This window comes from Rhizohabitans arisaemae, from assembly GCF_025996515.1.
In the GTDB taxonomy this organism is placed as follows: domain Bacteria; phylum Actinomycetota; class Actinomycetes; order Streptosporangiales; family Streptosporangiaceae; genus Rhizohabitans; species Rhizohabitans arisaemae.
In genome coordinates this window covers 84,646-102,223 of the sequence record NZ_BLRH01000055.1, presented here as the reverse complement: position 1 = coordinate 102,223, position 17,578 = coordinate 84,646, and the positions used below count along the sequence as shown (strand labels likewise).

At 71.8% G+C, this 17,578-nt stretch carries 15 protein-coding genes; 5 read left to right on the top strand and 10 right to left on the bottom strand.

Annotated features, from left to right (window positions below; translation table 11 throughout):
- The first annotated feature begins 152 nt into the window (after window positions 1-152).
- Together RUR_RS27080 and RUR_RS27075 are read left to right on the top strand one after the other, a co-directional pair.
- The gene (locus RUR_RS27080; RefSeq protein WP_283138029.1) at window positions 153-479 is read left to right on the top strand and encodes a hypothetical protein; all 327 of its coding nucleotides are present in this window, start codon (window positions 153-155) and stop codon (window positions 477-479) included.
- A gap of 1 nt (window position 480) precedes the next feature.
- A complete protein-coding gene (locus tag RUR_RS27075; RefSeq protein WP_283138028.1) occupies window positions 481-1,587 on the top strand; it encodes a DUF6745 domain-containing protein in 1,107 nt (368 codons plus the stop codon).
- Between the two features lie 553 nt (window positions 1,588-2,140).
- On the opposite strand, the gene RUR_RS27070 is transcribed toward RUR_RS27075, so the two are convergent.
- The 7 genes from RUR_RS27070 to RUR_RS27040 all read right to left on the bottom strand — a co-directional run bounded on the left by RUR_RS27070 (window position 2,141) and on the right by RUR_RS27040 (window position 9,432).
- Window positions 2,141-2,998 carry an STM4011 family radical SAM protein gene (locus tag RUR_RS27070; RefSeq protein ID WP_283138027.1) on the bottom strand — a complete coding sequence of 286 codons (858 nt, stop codon included), beginning with the start codon at window positions 2,996-2,998 and terminating at the stop codon, window positions 2,141-2,143.
- Window positions 2,998-4,275: an STM4012 family radical SAM protein gene (locus RUR_RS27065; RefSeq protein WP_283138026.1), complete on the bottom strand. Its 1,278-nt coding sequence runs from the start codon at window positions 4,273-4,275 to the stop codon at window positions 2,998-3,000. The genes RUR_RS27070 and RUR_RS27065 overlap by 1 nt, the downstream gene beginning before the upstream one ends.
- Entirely contained in the window at window positions 4,272-5,069 is a 798-nt protein-coding gene (locus RUR_RS27060; protein WP_283138025.1) for an STM4013/SEN3800 family hydrolase, read from the bottom strand. Before RUR_RS27060 ends, RUR_RS27065 begins: the two co-directional genes overlap by 4 nt.
- Entirely contained in the window at window positions 5,066-6,133 is a 1,068-nt protein-coding gene (locus tag RUR_RS27055; protein WP_283138024.1) for an STM4014 family protein, read from the bottom strand. Before RUR_RS27055 ends, RUR_RS27060 begins: the two co-directional genes overlap by 4 nt.
- A complete protein-coding gene (locus RUR_RS27050; protein ID WP_283138023.1) occupies window positions 6,130-7,047 on the bottom strand; it encodes an STM4015 family protein in 918 nt (305 codons plus the stop codon). Before RUR_RS27050 ends, RUR_RS27055 begins: the two co-directional genes overlap by 4 nt.
- Before the next feature lie 212 nt (window positions 7,048-7,259).
- Window positions 7,260-8,177 (bottom strand): STM4015 family protein, encoded by a 918-nt coding sequence (locus RUR_RS27045; RefSeq protein ID WP_283138022.1) that lies wholly within the window; start codon window positions 8,175-8,177, stop codon window positions 7,260-7,262.
- Between the two features lie 334 nt (window positions 8,178-8,511).
- Window positions 8,512-9,432, bottom strand: coding sequence for an STM4015 family protein (locus tag RUR_RS27040; protein ID WP_283138021.1), 921 nt, complete (start codon window positions 9,430-9,432; stop codon window positions 8,512-8,514).
- 128 nt (window positions 9,433-9,560) lie between these two features.
- On the opposite strand from RUR_RS27040, the gene RUR_RS27035 reads away from it, so the two are divergent.
- Both RUR_RS27035 and RUR_RS27030 read left to right on the top strand, forming a co-directional pair.
- On the top strand, window positions 9,561-10,352 hold the full coding sequence (locus RUR_RS27035; protein WP_346349070.1) for a tyrosine-protein phosphatase: 792 nt from the start codon (window positions 9,561-9,563) through the stop codon (window positions 10,350-10,352).
- Window positions 10,353-10,805: 453 nt separating this feature from the next.
- The gene (locus RUR_RS27030; protein WP_283138019.1) at window positions 10,806-11,552 is read left to right on the top strand and encodes a terpene synthase family protein; all 747 of its coding nucleotides are present in this window, start codon (window positions 10,806-10,808) and stop codon (window positions 11,550-11,552) included.
- Here RUR_RS27030 and RUR_RS27025 read toward each other — a convergent pair.
- Window positions 11,549-13,651 (bottom strand): ATP-binding protein, encoded by a 2,103-nt coding sequence (locus RUR_RS27025; protein ID WP_283138018.1) that lies wholly within the window; start codon window positions 13,649-13,651, stop codon window positions 11,549-11,551. The two genes, RUR_RS27030 and RUR_RS27025, sit on opposite strands and share 4 nt — an antisense overlap.
- A gap of 216 nt (window positions 13,652-13,867) precedes the next feature.
- Between RUR_RS27025 and RUR_RS27020 the strand changes: the two genes are divergently transcribed.
- The gene (locus RUR_RS27020) at window positions 13,868-14,023 is read left to right on the top strand and encodes a hypothetical protein (RefSeq protein WP_283138017.1); all 156 of its coding nucleotides are present in this window, start codon (window positions 13,868-13,870) and stop codon (window positions 14,021-14,023) included.
- Window positions 14,024-14,137: 114 nt separating this feature from the next.
- Here the strand turns inward: RUR_RS27020 and RUR_RS27015 are convergent, their stop codons facing one another.
- A complete protein-coding gene (locus RUR_RS27015) occupies window positions 14,138-14,986 on the bottom strand; it encodes an ABC transporter permease (protein ID WP_283138016.1) in 849 nt (282 codons plus the stop codon).
- Window positions 14,983-17,520: an alpha/beta fold hydrolase gene (locus RUR_RS27010; protein ID WP_283138015.1), complete on the bottom strand. Its 2,538-nt coding sequence runs from the start codon at window positions 17,518-17,520 to the stop codon at window positions 14,983-14,985. The genes RUR_RS27015 and RUR_RS27010 overlap by 4 nt, the downstream gene beginning before the upstream one ends.
- Window positions 17,521-17,578 lie beyond the last annotated feature (58 nt).

The window sequence follows — 17,578 nt, the reverse complement described above, 5'->3', positions numbered from 1 at the left end:
CGCGGGATCGGTCCGGTCCACCCCGTGCGTCCGGCTGGGCCCGCGTGACCGGCCCGGCGATCCGGGCCGTCCGGAGCCCGCCGGGAAATGTCGGAGGGCGCCGATAGCTTCCGTGCATCGAGTCGACGACAGTGCGAGGGAGAGGGCGCGACATGTATCGCCAAGGGGATGTCCTGATCGTTCCGATAGCGGAGGAGCACGCCCTCGCGGCGTCCGCGTCGACCTCACCGGCGGCGCGGGACGGGCGGGGACGCCTCGTGCTCGCCCTGGGTGAGGCGACCGGGCACGCCCACGCGGTCGTCGGGCCGGGCATGCTGCTGAGCGACCCCGACCCGATGCGTCCCTCCCACCTGCACCTGCCCTCGGGAGGCCGGGTCGTGCACGAGGAGCACGCCGCGATCTCGCTGCCCGCCGGGTGGTACCGGGTGGTCCGCCAGCGCGAGTACACCCCCGGCGCCGTCCGAATGGTGGCCGACTGACATGGCGACCGTGGAACTCGACCGTCTCGCCGTCTCCGCCGGGGAGTGGGCCGCCGTCGCCTTCGCCGCCGGCCCCGCGGACCGCCCCCGGGCCGAGGCCGGGATCCGAGCCGCCTACCGTGCCGCGGGGCTCGCCGAGCCGACGCGGATCCTCTGGGCGCGTTCCCCGCGCGAAGGAGCGGTGTTCGCGAGCCTGCTCACCGACCCGGAGCGCTCCGGTCCCGAGCTGCGGGCCGCCGGGCTCACCGGCGGGCTGGAGTTCAAGGCGCACCATCCCGGGGCCTGCGTGCGGGACGTGCTGCTCACCCGGCCGTGGGAGGCCGCCCGCACGGCCAAGGCCGCCGAGCTCGGGCCCCGCGGCTGGCCGCGGGCCTGGTCGCTGGCCGGGGGGCGGCTCTGGGAGCCGGTGAGCGGGCTGGTGGGCAGGATCCGCCGGGGCATCGCCGACGCGGAGAGCCCGGAGTATGCCCGGCGGCTGCGCCGGGTCACCCTGGACGCGGTCCTGGGTCAGCACGAAGCCCCCTGGCTCGCCACCTTCGAGGGACTGTACGGCGAGGCGGTGCCGGACGTGATCGCCGCCCTCGCCGAGGTCGCCAGGTCGGCCGGGTGGTGGTGGCCCTACGAACGCGTGGCGATCGTCTGTGAGCGCCCGGCCGAGCTTCACCGTGACGAGCCGGGACGGCTGCATCGGGGGGACGGCCCGGCGCTGAGCTACCCGGACGGCTTCTCGCTGTACGCCTGGCGCGGCATGCCCGTTCCGCCCGGTTTCATCGCCGGGCTGGACGGGCTCACCGCCAAGCGGATCATGAACGAGGAGAACGCCGAGCTGCGCCGGGTGATGCTGGAGTACTACGGATACGACCGCTACCTGGCCGACCTCGGCGCCACCCCGGCCCACCGGGACGAGACCGGGGTGCTCTGGCGGATCGACCTCCCCGGCGACGAGCCGGTCGTCATGGTCGAGGTGGTCAACTCCACCGCCGAGCCCGACGGCACGTTCCGCACCTACTGGCTCCGGGTCCCGCCCGCCACCCGGTCCGCGCGGGAGGGCGTGGCGTGGACCTTCGGCGTGGACGCCGCCGACTACCGCCCCGAGCGCGAGACCTGACCGCCGCGAGGCGGCCGTCTCCGGCGAGGTGGACGGTCTCCCGTACACCTCCGCCGGTCCTCCCCGGGGTGGGCCGGGCCGCTGGATCGGGCCGCCGATCCGGAGCGGGCGGTCCGCCCATCCCGGGGGCCTCCGTCCGCCGGGCCACGGCTCCGCGGTTGTGCGGATCGACGGTCCGCCGTCGGCCCGATGCCGTCGTTTCCCCAGGCCGGTGACTCCGGCTCGCCGGCCACGCCCGCGATCGAATCCGCGGCCCGCACCGCGTATCCGGCCACCGGGTCGACGAGGTGGCCGGGTTCGGGGACGACCGTGAAGTCCTCGTCGCCGGTCACGGCACCGCCTCCAGGAACTCGGGGGCGTTGCAGCAGGTCCTGGTAGTCGGCGGCTCCTCGTGACGGCCGGGCGTGACGGCCCGGCTCTCGTCCGTCATCAGGACCGAGTCGGCCCGGCGGATCGCGGAGAATGGGAAGGTCGGCTTCCGGCGGGCCGTAGCCGAGGGGCGCCTATGCCGGTCGCCGTGTCCTCCGGGTTCGCGGGGGCGCCGGACGACGGGTCAGCCGGGCCGGTCGCCGTGCAGGCGGGCCGGGATGCGTTCCAGGATTCCGCCGGCGAACACGTCGTAGAGGCCGGTCGGCTCCAGGTGCACGTACCCGATGTGGCAGTCGCACCGCGTCGCGGGGCAGAGCCGGGGCCGCAGCGCGTCGCGGAACGAGCCGTCGTAGAGGTTGCCGAGCGTCGTCGGCAGGAAGTGGCAGCGCCGGACCGTGCCGTCCCCGTCCACGGTGATCACCGAGGATCCGGTACGGCAGGGCAGCCCCAGGTTGGGGTGCGGGTCACGGCTGTAGTGGAAGAGCGGGTCGATCTCCTGCCAGGGCGCCGCCGACGCGTCGGTGTAGACGAGGCCCTCGGACGCGTTGACCCAGAGATAGACGTGTCCGGGGAGGTCGGCCCGGAGCCGTCGCGCCGCCTGAAGATGCTCGGGCAGCCCGACCACGCCGACGCTGTACCGCACCCCCGCCGAGGCCAGGGTCCGGCACTTGCCCAGGAACCGTTCGTGGGTGACCTGGCTCGGATGGTAGGTGGCCCACAGGGCGAGGCGGGAGAGGTCGGCGTCGGCCAGGTGATCCGGGCGGAAGCTGAGGTTGGTCTGGATCGCCACCCGCCCGACGTGGGGCAGGTGACTCAGTTCGACCACGGCGCGGCGGTACCAGGACCGCACCATGCCCTCTCCCCACGGGGTGAAGAGCACGGAGATCGGCTCGTCCTGCGCGGCCACCCAGCCGGTGAAGCGTTCCAGGGCGGCCCGGTCGGCCCGGAGCCGCCCGGGGTCGTCCCGCCGTTTGGCGAACGGGCAGTACCCACAGCTGTAGTCGCAGCTCGCCAGGGGGCCGCGGTAGAGGATCGTGAGCATCAGCGGGCCTCGTGCGCCGTCATGAGCGCGGCGACCCGGGGCGAGAACAGCGCCGGGCCGATCGCGTCGGAGTGGGCCAGGCCCTCGGGCGTCAGCCGTACCCGATCCTCGGTGGTGCCCGTGGCGGGCTCGATCCAGCCGGTCGCGGTGAATTCCCACAGGTCGGTACGGGCTTCGCGGCCGAACAGCTCGCGGTAGGCGGCCGTCTCCACCCCCTCGGCCTGGAGCAGGGACTGGATCAGGTAGCGGCGCCGGCGGTCCTCCTCGTCGAGCCGGTAGCCCACCTCGGCGTGGTCGAAGGCCGGCTGCCGCACGAAGTCGTCGACGATCGCCCGGACCTGCCGGGCGTCCACCGCGTAGTCGAAGGAGTAGTGCAGCCCCCCGGTGTAGGAGCGCGCGCCGCAGCCGAGCCCGACCATGCCGTCGCCCTGGCAGCTGTAGGCGGTCGGCTCGTGCCGGATCCGCCGGAACATGCGCATGGACGTCTGCTCGTATCCGGCGGCGAGCAGGTGGTCGCGGCCCCGGCGGTAGAGGGTGAGCCGCTGGTCGTCCCATTCGCGGGCGGTTCTGGCCAGGCCGGTGAGCGGCCGGACGTAGAGGGGGTAGAGGTAGATCTCCTCCGGCTCCCAGGCCAGGGCGGCGTCGAGGGAGTACCGCCAGGTCTCCGGGGTCTGCCCGTCGATCCCGTAGATGAGGTCGATGTTGAGGACGGGCACGCCGGAGTCCCGGATGTGCCGGAGCGCCTTCTCCACCTCCGCGCGCCGCTGCGGGCGGATGGCGGCCCGGGCCTCGGCGTCGACGAAGCTCTGCACCCCGATCGAGATCCGGTGTACCCCGCGGTCGGCGAGCACGCCGAGCCGGTCTGGGGTGGCGGTCGCAGGGGAGGTCTCCACGGAGAAGGGGACGGCCCGCGGGTCGGTGAAGCGCTCGACGATTCCGTAGAGCCGGTCGAGTTCGGCGGGGGAGAGGTAGGTCGGGGTGCCGCCGCCGATCGCGCCGAGGGCGAAGCGGGCCGGTCCGAGGGCGTCCTGTACGGCCAGCGCCTGGCGGTCGAGGGCGTCCAGATAGGCGCCGACCAGCTCCTCGGGGGCGCCGGTCCGGGTGAACAGGTTGCAGAATCCGCAGCGCATCTCACAGAACGGGATGTGCACGTAGAGAAAGAGGGAGTTCCGCTTCTCCTCCGCCCACAGGTCGGCGAGGCGTGGCCGAGGATTCAGCGGCCGATAAGCCGATTTATGCGGATACGCATAGACATATCCCTGATAGGGGCTACTCATAGGTCTTTCTCCAGGATGAACTCGGCATAGGGCACCGTCCACACGACCTCGTGGCCGATCCTGTGCCCGGTATGGCCGTCCTCGCCGTAGGCCGTACCGTGATCTGAGCAGATGACGACGAAGCAAGGACGTCGCATCAGCGTGAGGAGCCTGCCGATGTGCCGGTCCACGTACCGCAGCGCGGCGGCGTGGCTCTCCCGCGTGTCACCGTGCTCCCGGGTCGCCCCGGGCAGGTGGAACCAGTTCGGCTGATGCAGGGAGGCGACGTTCACCAGCAGGAAGAGCCGCCGGTCTCCGGCCCGGGCCACGACCTCGGCCACCCGTTCGATCTGGCTCTCGAAGGAGGTCGGTGAGGTCACCCCGAAGGAGGGCTCCCAGTGGCTTTCCGCGAAGAGACCGGGCAGGGCGGAGCCGAGCGGGGTCAGCTTGTTGAAGAAGCCCACCCCGCCGACGCACACGGTGTGGTATCCGGCCCGGGCCAGGCCGGACGGCAGGTCCGGGGCGTCGAACGCCCAGGTCCGCCCGCCGGTCGTCTCGCTCCCCGGGAAGGCGGCGGCGAAGAGCCGGGGGTGCGGGCCCGGCTCGGTCGGCGTCGGCAGGAATCCCGCCAGCATCGCGGCGTGCGAGGCATAGGTGAAACTGCCCGGGGCGTGCCTGCGTTTCCAGCGCCCGCCTGGCACCACCCGGGCCAGCTCCGGGGTGAGGCCGGACTCCATCGACTCCTGGGCGACGTCGAAGCGGAGGGTGTCCAAGGTCACCAGCAGTAGGTCATGGCTGCCGACGATTTCGTTCATGTCGTGCACAGGACCGCCTCCACCTGCGCCGCGTAGGTGTCCAGGCCTTCGGAGCCGCCGCCCGGCAGGCCGTCCAAGCCCGGGAGGAGGTCTCCGAACGCGTTGACCTCGGCCACGGCGAACTCCTGCCAGTCCGACCCGATCATCAGGTCGACCCCTGCCGCCAGGCTCCGCGGGAAGCACGCCGCGGCCCGGACGCACACCTCCAGCGCCGCCTGCCAGCCCCGCTCGCCGAGCCGGGCCCGGACCGCGGGCAGGTCGCCGCGGGCGCCGCCCAGGTGCAGATTGGTGATCGGGATCCGGCTGGTGCGCACCACCGCGTGGGTCGGCCTGCCCGCCGTGACGACCACCCGCAGGTCCAGGCTCCGGCCGCCGAGCCCCGCCTTGGGGAACCAGCGTTCCACGTGCAGCCCGTCCGGGGCCATCCGGTCCACCACCGCGGCGACGTCGCGGGGGTCGGTGTAGGTCCGGACCCGCAGGGAGTTGTGGAGCCCGGCGGGGCCGAGGGCCGCCGAGGTGGTCGCGGTGATCCGGTCGCCGCGGGCGGTCAGCGCGATCACCCCGGAGGCCGAGGAGCCGTGGGCGGGCTTGACGAACACCCGGTTCCATCCGGCGTCGGCCATCCGCTCGCGCAGCTCCCGATAGCCGGTCACCTCGGGGAGGGCCGGGGGGACCGGCACGCCGGCCGCGGCGAGCCGCGCGTGGCAACGGCGCTTGTCGAACATGACCCCGATCTCCTCGGGGTCGTTGAGCAGCCGGGCCCGTCCCGCGGTGAGCTCGGCGACCCGCCGCAGCGCCCCGGTCAGGCGGGAGTACCAGAGCGCGCCCCCGTCCACCCGGGTGGGATCGCCCGCACCGCGGAGCAGGGCGTCGGTCTCGACGTCCCCACCCGGGGAGTCCACCCGGACGTGGGTGGTCTCGGCGGGCAGGACCGGGTCCCCGATCAGCAGCTCCCGCCACGGCAGGACCGCCGGCGCGGGCAGGCCGCGGGCCCGTACCGCCTGGGAGAACAGTTCGGTACGGCGTTCACCCGGCACCCCGACCACGGTGAAGCGGACGCTCACTCCGAGACCGCGATGTAGAACCGCTCGCCGTCAGGTTTCTGCCGGTCGCCGAGGTCGACCTCGACGCCGGGAAGGGCTCCGCGCACACGTTCCATCATCGCGTCGGTCAGAAAGTGGTGGCTGAGGTTGAGGCCGCGCAGGTGGGTGAGGGGCTGTCCCGCCAGCAGGGCTTCCGCGCCCTCGTCGCTGAGGGCGCCCATGGACAGGTCCAAGGTCTCCAGGCGGGCCACGATCGGGGCGGAGGCGACCGCTGCGGCGATTTCGTCCTGGATCTCGCTGTCCTGCAGGCCGAGGTGGGTCAGGGCGGGGAGTCCCGCACCGGAGAGGATCCCGGCGAGGTCGGCGACGCCGGCGTTCCCGCCGTATTGCTCGGTGCCCAGCCAGAGCTCAAGCCGGGTCAGGGCGGGCAGCTCCGAACGGCTGATCGCCGCGACCACCGGGCCGGGGAGTCCGCCGGACTCCATCCGCAGGACCTGGAGCGAGGGGTGCGTGACCGGTCGGAGCTCCAGGTCGACGCCGCCGCGGATTTCCAGCCGTTCCAGCGCGGGGAACGCCTCGAGCAGCGGGGTGATGTCGCTTTGCCGGATCCAGGAGATCTCCATCTCTTCCCGGATGACGTCCCCCAGGAAGAGCGCCCGGAGTTCGGGCAGTTGCCCGGCGGACGCGGCGAGGCTCCGGACGACCTCCTCCGATGACTGATCCATGGAGTACTCATGATCCCAGTTGCCGATGACCAGGGCGCGTACCCGGTCCGATCCCGGGAGTGCGACGAAACCCGCGACCAGCTCGTCGAAAGCCTCGGTGGCCTCGAACTCCAGGCTGAGGACCCAGGCAGCCTCGCCGTGCAGCGATGTGTCCGGTTCGGGGCTCGCGATGGGGAGGCCCGCGAACTCGGTCCGGTGTTCGTAGATCACGAAAGCTCCTTGCGGGGGGAACGTGCCCAGTCCTATCAGAGGTGACCGACATCCCGATGCCTCCGGTACGCAGGCCGGGGTACGGTCCGGCGGTCTGTGCGGGTACGGCGTGCGCCGCCCCCGGTCGTACCGAATCCGGGAGGTCAGCGGGCGGAGTGCGGGTACGGCGTGCGCCTCCGGTGTCACCGGAGGCGTCCGGCCCGATGACGCGCCTACTCCGAGACCGCGATGTAGAACCGATCGCCGTCCGCGTTCTGCCGATCCCCGAGGTCGACCTCGACGCCTGGCAGGGCGGTGCGCACGCGTTTCATCATCTCCTCGCTCAGGAAGTGGTAGTTGAGGTCAAGCCGTCGCAGGTGGGTGAGAGGCTGGCCGGAAAGCAGGGCTTCGGCGCCGTCGTCGGTGAGGGCTCCCATGGACAGGGCGAGGGTTTCCAGGCGGGCCACGATCGGGGCGGAGGCGACGGCCGTGGCGATCTCGTCCTGGATCTCGCTGTCCTGCAGGCCGAGGTGGGTCAGGGCGGGGAGGCCTTCGCCGGAGAGGATGCCGGCGAGGTCGGCTGTGGTCGTGTTCCCGCCGTACCACTCGGTGCCCAGCCAGAGTTCCAGGTGGGTGAGGGCGGGCAGCTCCGAGCGGCCGATCGCGGAGACCACCTCGGCCGGGAGCCCTCCGGTCTCCATCCGCAGGGTGCGCAGCGACTCGTGCCGGATCGGCCGGAACTTCAGCGCGTCCCCGCCGCGCACGTCCAGCCGCTCAAGCGCGGGGTACGCCTCCAGCAGAGGGGTGACGTCGGACTGTGGGATCCAGGAGATCTCCGCCTCGTGCTGGACGATGTCCCCGAGGAACACGGCCCGTAGTCCGCGCAGTTGCCCGGCGGCTGCGACGAGGGCGTCGACGACCGGCGCGGAGGATTCCTCGGTGGCGACCTCGGGATCCCAGGCCCCGATGACCAGCGCCCGCACCCGCTCCGACCCCGGAAGCGCGAGGAAGCTCGCGAAGAGATCGTGGAAGTTCTCGTCGGAGTCGTACCCCAGGCCCAGACACCAGGCGGTGTCGCCGTCGAGCTCGGTGTCCCGATCCGGGCCCTTGACCGGGAGGCCGGCGAATTCGGTGAGGCGTTCGTTGATCACAAAAGCTCCTTGGCGGGGAAGTGGTGCCCAGTCCTACCAGAGGTGACCGACACCCCGCCGCCTCCGGGGCGCCGGGCGCGAAGGCCGGGGTCCGGCGGGTGACACGGGGTGCGCGGATACGGCGTCGTGCCGAATCCGCAGGATCGGCGGGCGGTGTACGGGGGGTACGGCGTGTGCCGCCGCCGGCCGTATCGGCGTCGGAATCCGCCGACGCACGGGGTGGGCTGGAAACGGACGGCTCCGGATGCGGCGCACGCGATGCCGGTACGGCGTGCGCCGTGGCAGACCGTACCGAATCCGGGGGACCGGCGCGGGGCGCGCCCTGGTGAAGCGCCTATTCCGAGACGGCGACGTAGAACCACTCGCCGTCGTCCGGCTCCTCCTGGTCACCGAGGTCGACCTTGACGCCGGGGAGGGCGGCGGTCACCCGCTCCATCATGGCGTCGGTGAGGTAATGGTGGCTGAGGTCGAGCCGTCGCAGGTGGGTGAGGGGCTGGCCGGACAGGAGGGCTTCGGCGCCGTCGTCGGTGAGGGTGCCCATGGACAGGGCGAGGGTTTCCAGGCGGGCCACGATCGGGGCGGAGGCGACGGCCGTGGCGATTTCGTCCTGGATCTCGCTGTTCTGCAGGCCCAGGTGGATCAGGGCGGGCAGCCCCTCGCCGGACAGGATCCCGGCGAGGTCGGCGAGCGTGGCGTCCCCGCCGTACTCCTCGATGCCGAGCCAGAGTTCCAGTTCGGTGAGGGCGGGCAGGTCGGAGCGGGAGACGGCGGAGACCACCTCGGCCGGGATCCCGCCGGACTCGACGCACAGGGCTTGGAGCGAGGCGTGTTTGACGGGCTGGAGTCTCAGTCCGAAACCCCCGCGTACCTCAAGCCGTTCCAGCGCGGGGTACGCCTCCAGCAGCGGGGTGACGTCGCTCTGCTGGAGCCAGGAGATCTCCGACTCCTCCTGGGTGATGTCGCCGAGGTAGATCGCCCGCAGCTCCGGCAGCCGCTTCGCGGACTCGGCGATCCGCCTGACCGCGTCACCGGAGGAATGACCTTCGGAGGGGAAGGGGTGCCAGGCGCCGACGACGAGAGCACGGACCCGTTCGGCACCGGGCAGCGCGAGGAACCGGTCGAACAGGCCGTCGAAGGTGTCCTTGCTCTCGTACTCCACACTCATCCGCCAGGCGACGTCGCCGGTGAGCGGCCCCTCCGCGGGGACGGGCCGGACCGGCAGACCGGCGAACCGGGTGAGGTGCAGGGAAGACATGGCGGCTCCTCGGTCGGGGGGAACGCGGAAAGTCCTATCAGAGGTGACCGACACCCGGTGGCGGACTCCGGCAGTCACGGCAAAAAAAGTCCATGGGGTATCAAACACTGACATGTAGGGTTGTTGTGGTGACCCTATGGATAAACCTTGATGGAGCCGTCAACGTTCGTGATCTCGGTGGGTTGGCCGTCCAGGGCGGCGGGACCACCCGGCCCGGGCGGATCCTGCGCTCGGACAACCTGCAGGCCCTCAGCGACCGGGACGTGCACCACCTCGTCACCGAGCTGAAACTCCGCCATGTGGTCGACCTCCGCTCACACGCCGAGGTGATGCTGGAGGGGCCGGGGCCACTGACCCGGGTGCCCGAGGTGACGATCCACCATCACACGGTGTTCGCGGAGGGCGGTGCGCGCACCGACGTGGAGGCCGACCTGGCCGTGGACGTGGACGCGGTGCTTCCTTGGGTGGGTCAGGCGGAGAACGGCCCGGTGGTAAGCCGTACGGTCGGCCACTACCTCGGCTACCTGGAGGCCCGGCCCGACTCCGTCGTCTCCTCGCTCCGGGTGCTCTCCGGCGGGGACGGGACGGCCCTGGTGCACTGCGCGGCCGGCAAGGACCGGACCGGGGTCGTGGTCGCCTTGGCGCTGGAGGTCGCGGGGGTGGAGCGGGCGCAGGTCGTGGCGGACTACACGCGGACGGGCGATCGGCTGGAGCAGGTGATCGGCAGACTGCGCGCGAGCTCCACCTATGCCGCCGACCTAGACTCGCGCCCGGCCGACAGCCACCTGCCCCGGGCGCAGATCATGGAGGGGTTCCTCGGCTCGCTGGACCGGCGGTACGGCGGCGTGGCGGGCTGGCTGGACGCGAACGGCTGGACGGAGGCGGACACCGAGCTGCTCCGCGCCCGGCTGTGTGATTAGCGGCGGCGCCGCCGCCTCGCCCGTCCGCCGGGGCCACGGCACGCGGCCGGTGCGAAAAGGCGGGGTTTCTCGATTGGCCCACCCGGCGGTGGCGTTTCTTCACGTGCATTTGCAATAGCGCATTTGCACGCGCAAATGGGCGTGCTCCATCATGCATTTATTGCTGTCCTAATATTGGAGAAAATTGTTAGTATGGCCATTGCGGTCATTTGTGGCCATGATGGAGACGTGTATTCACCGTTGACTGGGGCGATCCGCTCTGACCTGTGTATTCCGCAGCTGCCGTGCCCGTTTCCAAGTGAGGTGAACGCCCATGCCGACCGGGTCAACCGGGAGAGTTTTGCCTGGTTGGCAGCGTCGGGAATGCTTGATGAACAAGGGACGATCGAGGACTTCCGCCGTGCCGAAATCGGCTGGCTTACGGCGCGCACAAACCCCACCGTGCCGCCCGATATGCTCCGGTTACTCAACGACTGGTACAACTGGCTTTTCGCCTTCGACGACGCGTTCGCGGAATCCGCCAGGACCGGAGGGCGGGCCGGGCCCATTTCCCGCGCCATCCCCCGGCTGCTGTCGGTCCTTGACGAACCCGACCCGAGGCCCGGTGACGACCTGTTTGTCCAGGCGCTGCGCGACCTGCGGTTCCGGGTCGGCCGGTGCAGCAGCCCGGAGCAGTTCGACCGCTGGCGGACCACGGTGAAGGAATATCTGTTCGCCCAGGTGTGGGAGGCGGCCAACCGGGAGGCCGACATCGTCCCGGGCCTCGGCGACTATCTGGTGATGCGCCGGATCACCGGGGCGACCTACACCTGCCTCGCGTTGATCGACGTGGCCGGTGGATACCGGGTGCCGGCGGACGTGTGGCACCACCCCGACGTCCAGGCCCTCCGGGACATCGCGTGCGATCTCATCGGCTGGGACAACGATCTGCTCTCCTACGCCAAGGAACGGGGGAGCGACCGGGCGCGGCACAACCTGGTCACCGTGATCATGGAACATGCCGGCTGCTCGACCCAGTCGGCCATGGACGAGGTGGCCCGGATGCACGCCGGGTCGATCGACTCGTTCGCCGCCCGGAAGGCGGCCGTCGAGCGGTGGGCCGGCACCGCGGAGGTCCGCTCCTTCGTGACGGGGCTGGAGCACTGGGTGCGCGGGCACATCGAGTTCTCCACCCGGAGCTCGCGCTATCAGGCCCTTTAGGCAACCGTGACCGAAGGAGCCGCACCGATCGCGTAGTGAATCGCGGTGTCGAGCGGCATCGCGCTCCCCTCGGCGAACGCCTCGTTGTAGCGCTGTTCGCCGAGGAGGCGACGGCACTCCCGCGCGCACCGGTCGTGGTCGGCTCGCAGCACCGGTGAGTCCATCTGCGGCACCCCGAACGTCCGCCATCCGGCCTGACCGGCGCCGAGCAGCCGCGAGGCCCGCTCCGGGTCTCCGTCGTCCACCGCGAGCTGGGCGAGCGTCTCGACGCAGAGCACGATCCCGAGCACGTCGTGGAAGTGCCGCTTGATGCGCAGCGCCTCCCGGGCGCTGCAGACGGCGTCGGCGATCAGGCCCATCGACCGCTGGGTGATCGCCAGAGCCCAGTCGGCGTACGAGCGCAGCCACAGCTCGCCCCGTTCGACGCAGACGCCCACACAGTGCCGCAGCAGCGGCATCGCCGCGTCCGGCCGGCCGCAGGCGGTCAGGACCAGGGCCAGCTCGACGACCGCGGGAAGCAGACGCGGGTCCAGCCCGCGCACGCCCCGCCCGTGGTCGATCGCCACGCCGAGGAACGCCATCGCCTTGGTGAGGTCGCCCTGGAGGTAGGCGGCCGTGCCGAGCATCTTGGTGGCGAGCACCACCGAGGGGTCGTCGCCGATGCGCACGGCGTCGTCCCCGCACTCCTCGGCGAACCGCAGCGCCGCCGGGATGTCCCCCTGGGCGCTGGCGATGTAGGAGGCCGTCCAGAGCGCCTTGCACCGCGCGGGGCTGGGCTGCGGGCTCGCCGCCAGCGCGCGCTCCAGGAAATGCCTGCCCTCCTTGGACAGCCCGCAGGCGACCCACATGTACCAGAGCGAGGCCGCGAGGTCGAGACCGGCGGAGGTGTGCCGGGGGTCGCCGATGCAGTGGTCGAGCGCGGCCCGCAGGTTGGCGTGCTCGTGGCGCATCCGGATGAACCAGTGCACCTGCCGGGGGCCCGACCAGGCCTGCTCGCCGCGCCGGGCCAGCCGCAGGTAGTAGTCGCGGTACCGGGTGAGCAGCAGATCCCGCTCACCCAGCCGTTCCAGCCACTCCTGGCCGTACTCGCGGACGGTGTCCAGGAGCCGGTAGCGCACCCCCGAGGGCTGGCCCTGACGGAGCAGGATGGACTTGTCGACGAGTCCGGTGACGAGTTCGAGGATCTCGTCGGGGGACAGGTCCTCCCCCGAGCAGACGTCGCGGGCCGCGTCCAGGTCGAAGTCCCCGGCGAAGACGGACAGGCGCGCCCACAGCCGGCGCTCCTTGGGCTCGCAGAGCTCGTGACTCCAGCCGATCGCGGCGCGGAGCGTCTGGTGGCGGGGGAGCGGGCTGAGGCCGACGCCGGACAGGAGCGCGAACCGATCGGTCAGCAGGTTGAGGATCTGGCGGACCGACAGGACGCGCAGCCGTACCGCGGCGAGTTCGATGGCGAGGGGGATGCCGTCGAGCCGGCGGCAGAGCTCCGCCACGTCGGCGAGGTTGTCCTCGTCGATCGTGAAGCCGGGGGAGGCCTCCTCGGCGCGCTGCCGGAAGAGCGTGACCGCCTCGCCGGTCGGGGTGGCCCGGTCGGGCGGGGGCACCTCGAGCGGGCTGATCAGGATCGACTGCTCCCCGAGCACCCCGAGCGACTGCCTGCTGGTGGCCAGCACGTGAAGCCGCTCGGCCTGGTCCAGCAGACCCTCCAGCAGGTGGGCGCAGGCGTCCACCAGGTGCTCACAGGTGTCCAGGATGAGCAGCGCGTGCCGGCCGGTGAGGTAGGCGGCGAGCACCTCCTCGGCCGGGCGCGGGGTGTTGTCGACGATGCCGAGGGTGGCGGCGACGGAGTGGGCGAGCAGGTCGGGCGTCTGCAGCCGGGAGAGGTCGACGACCCAGACCCCGTCGGGGAAGCGGGAGCGGATCTCCCGGGCGGCGCGGAGCGCGATCCGGGTCTTGCCGACGCCGCCGATGCCGGTGACGGTGACCATGCGCGACGTCCGGACGGCGCGCTTGATCGAGGCGAGCAGACGGCTCCGGCCGACGAAGCCGGTGGGCTCTGCGGGGAGGTTGCCGTCCTGGCGCCATTCTGCGGGGGCTTCCATGCCGCCTCACGGGGGTCGCTTCAGGCAAGCTTTCACCTGGAGATCCTATAGATTGGCCGCCCTCCGTGCGGGCATGTTGCGGGAGGAGAGCCCTGTGATTGTTCCGGTGCCGGGACGGTCTGAAACCTCTTCACCGCCCGCGCTTCGCGTCTTAGCGGACTGATCATGCCGTGCGCGGTACCATGGCGCGAACGCGCTGCGGAGGTGGAGATGGTGATGCACGGTCCTGACGACGAGCGCCCCGTCGACCTCTTCGACGAGGCGCCCCCGGTGCTTCCCGACCAGACGACGGACGACACCGACATCGGCTGGGGCGACTGGCTGGGCGACGACGACTCCCGGCTGCTCGACGAACGTCCCCCGCACTGGTAGACCGCCGCTCCGCCGACCTCCGGTCGCCGTGGTGTTACCACGACGACCAAAGCGATCCGTTCGACCGAGCCGGGTGCTGTGCGTCCGGATGGTCGGTACGGGCGGAGCCGGAGGTCAGGAGACCACGTCCTTGGTGCGGAACCTGCGGAAGGCCAGCGCGATGAAGATCACCGCGTAGGAGACCGACACCGCGGAACCCTTGATCATGCCGGCCCAGGAGATCTCCAGCTGGATGACGTCGAGCCAGGCCATGGCCCAGTAGGTGGGCAGCACCTCACGCCAGACGCCGAGGGCCTCCACCGCCTCCACGATGTTGCTGATGATCACCAGCCCGACCGCCCCGCCGACCGCGCCGAGCGGCGAGTCCGTGGTCACCGAAAGGTAGAAGGCGAGGCCGGCCACGACCAGCTGGCTGATCATCGCGTAGGCGATCACGATGCCGAACCGGGGGAGGACGTCGGCGGCGCCGAGGGTCTGCCCGGTCCCCGGGAGCTGGATGTCGTCCCACCCGAACATGACGGTCCCCACCAGCAGCGCCATCAGCGGCAGGATCACGATGGCCGCCGCCGAGTAGGTGAGGGCGACCACCAGCTTCTGCCGGAGCAGCCTGCCCCGGGGCACCGGCGCGGCGAGCAGATAGCGGAGCGAGGACCAGTTGGCCTCGCTCGCCACGGTGTCCCCGCAGAACATCGCGACCGCCACCACGAGCAGGAAGCCCACCGAGACGAAGAGCGTGAACGCGGTGAAGTTGAGGGCGCTCGCCGTGGCCAGGTCGCTCAGGTTGGGTGCCCGGTTCCCCTGGCTCGGCCGGCCCACCATGAACGCGACCGCCAGGATCCACGGGAGGAGCAGCAGCAGGCCGAACATGAGCAGGGTTCTCCGGCGCAGGAACTGCCGGACGAACTCGACCCGGAGCGGAAGGGTCCGGCCGGGCCGGTAACCGGGGGCGGTCTTGACGGTCACGCCTCGTCTCCGATCAGGGTGAGGAACGCGTCCTCCAGGTGGCGCTCCGAGGCGATCAGCTCCTTGACCTCGCCGGCGGCGATGAGGCGTCCCCGCCGCATCACGACGACATGGGTGCAGGTCAATTCGACCTCCGCGAGCAGGTGGCTGGAGACGATCACGGTACGGCCGGTGGCGGCGTAGTCGATGAGGACCCGGCGCATCTCCCTGATCTGCGGTGGGTCGAGTCCGTTGGTGGGTTCGTCGAGGACCAGGAGGTCCGGGAGGCCGAGCATCGCCTGGGCGATCGCGAGCCGCTGCCGCATCCCCTGGGAGTAGGTGCGGACGGGGCGCTCCAGCGCGGCGCCGAGGTCGGCGATCTCCAGGGCCTCGTCCATGTGGGCCTCGTCGGCGGGGCGGCCGGTCGCCTGCCAGTACAGCTTCAGGTTGGCCCGGCCGGACAGGTGGGGCAGGAAGCCGGGGCCTTCGACGAACGAGCCGAGCCGGGAGAGGACCGACGCGCCCGGCTTGACTTTCTGCCCATAAATCTGGATTTGTCCGGCATCAGGGACGATGAGCCCCATCAGCATGCGCAGCGTCGTCGTCTTCCCCGCGCCGTTCGGCCCGAGCAGGCCGAGCACCTGGCCGCGCTCCACCCGGAACGACAGGTCGTCCACCGCGAGCTCCCCGTTGCGGTAGCGCTTGGTCAGTCCCGTGATGACCAGCGGGACCTCCTCCCGCGCCGGGACGGCGACGTCGTCGGCGGGCGCCGGCGTGCCGGCCCGGCGGCCGGTGAGCAGCAGGACCGCCGCGACCACGACCGCGCCCAGCGGCATCGCCCAGGTCCACCACGGGGGACCCGAGGCGGCGCCGCCCAGCTCGTCGACGACGGGCACCGTGAGCGTCGGGGAGCCGAGCGCGACCTGGTAGACGGCCGGGGCCACGGGGGTCGCGTACCCCATGTCGGTCGAGGTGACCGTCAGCCGGAGCCGGTGGCCCACGCCGAACCGGTGGTCCACCGCGGGCAGGCGGACGCTCACCTCACCGCTCGCGGGTACCCGGACCGGTGCGGCGAGACCGCGGGGGAGCGTGCCCGGCTGGCCGGGCGACACGTCGTAGAGCTTGACGAAGACCGTCGCCCCGGGCGTGACCCGCAGCCGGATCGTGGACGCCCCGGTGAGCTGGAGGCTCTCGGTGAGCGGCGCCGTCTCGAACACCGCGCTCTGCCCCGGCATGTCCAGCGCGGTCGAGGCCCCGGCGAATCCGCCGAGCAGGCTGCCGAACCCGGGAACCGAGGAGATGGAGGCCGGGGATCCGCCCGCCGGGTTCGCGATCTCCTGCCGCTCCCCGGTGAGGGAGAGTTCGCGGGTCGCCGTCCCGGAGATTCCCGGATAGCGGTCGGCCCCGGTGATCTGCAGCACCAGGCGGCGGGTGCCGGGGTCGCGTCCGCCTGGACGGGTCACCGCGAAGGCCGGGCCCGTCTCGACGGACTCCCTGGCCAGCCAGCGGTCGAACCAGCCGCGGGTGAGCTCGTGCAGCCGGTCGGCCTCGCCGTCGCCGCCGTCGTGGCCGCCGTCGAACCAGGCCACCTCGACGGGGGCCCCGGTCGCGGCGATCGCCTTGGCGTTGGCGTCGGCCTGGTCGATCGGGAAAAGCGAGTCGTTGAGGCCCTGCAGCAGCAGGGTGGGCACCTTGACGCGGCCCTGGACCGAGGAGGGGCTGGACCGGCGGAGCAGCTCGACGGCCTCGGGGGTGGGGCGACCGGACTCGGCGACCTTCTGGTAGATCTCACAGATCGCGGGGAGGAACCGGCCGCACTGGACGGTCCCCTGCGGGATCGCCGGGCCCTCACCCCGGGCCGCGCCGCCTTCGGCCGTACGGGCGAGCGCGGCGGATCGGACGTCGGCGCCGCCGGCGCCGAAGAAGAGCCCGGCCCAGGCTTTCTTGAAAACACCCTCGGCGGCCCCGGTCCCGGCGGCGTTGGGGAAGAGGGAGTCCGCGAGGTCGTACCAGGTGATCTGGGGCACGATCGCGTCGATCCGGGTGTCGTGGGCGGCGGTCAGGAGCGCGATCGCGCCGCCGTACGACCCGCCGGCCATGCCGACCCGGGGGTCGCCGGGGGCGTCGAGCCGGACCTCGGGGCGGCGGGCGAGCCAGTCGACGAGCTGCTTGGTGTCCTTCACCTCGTAGTCGGGGGAGTTGAGCGCGATCTCCCCGGTGGAGCGGCCGAAGCCGCGCGCGGACCAGGTGAGGACCGCGTATCCTTCCGCAGCGAGCCGGAGCGCCTGCGGGCGCATCGCCTCCTTGCTGCTGCCGAAGCCGTGCCCGAGGAGCACCGCGGGGTGGGGCCCGCCGGTCTCCGGGACGTGGAGTGCGGTGTCCAGGGAGACCCGCTGGTCGTCGGCCGGGCCGTCCACGACCTCGATCCGCTGCTCGAACGTGCGGACCGGCGTCTCACCCGGAACGAGTAACCAGGTGAGCCCGCCGGCGAGGAGAAGCGCGAGCACCACGGCGACAATCCGGCGTTGCCTCGACAACGTCCCCCGAAACCTCATAAGCAGACCTTACCGAGGAGTTCTTAACGATTCCTGAGTAGCCGTCCGGTCACGGTGG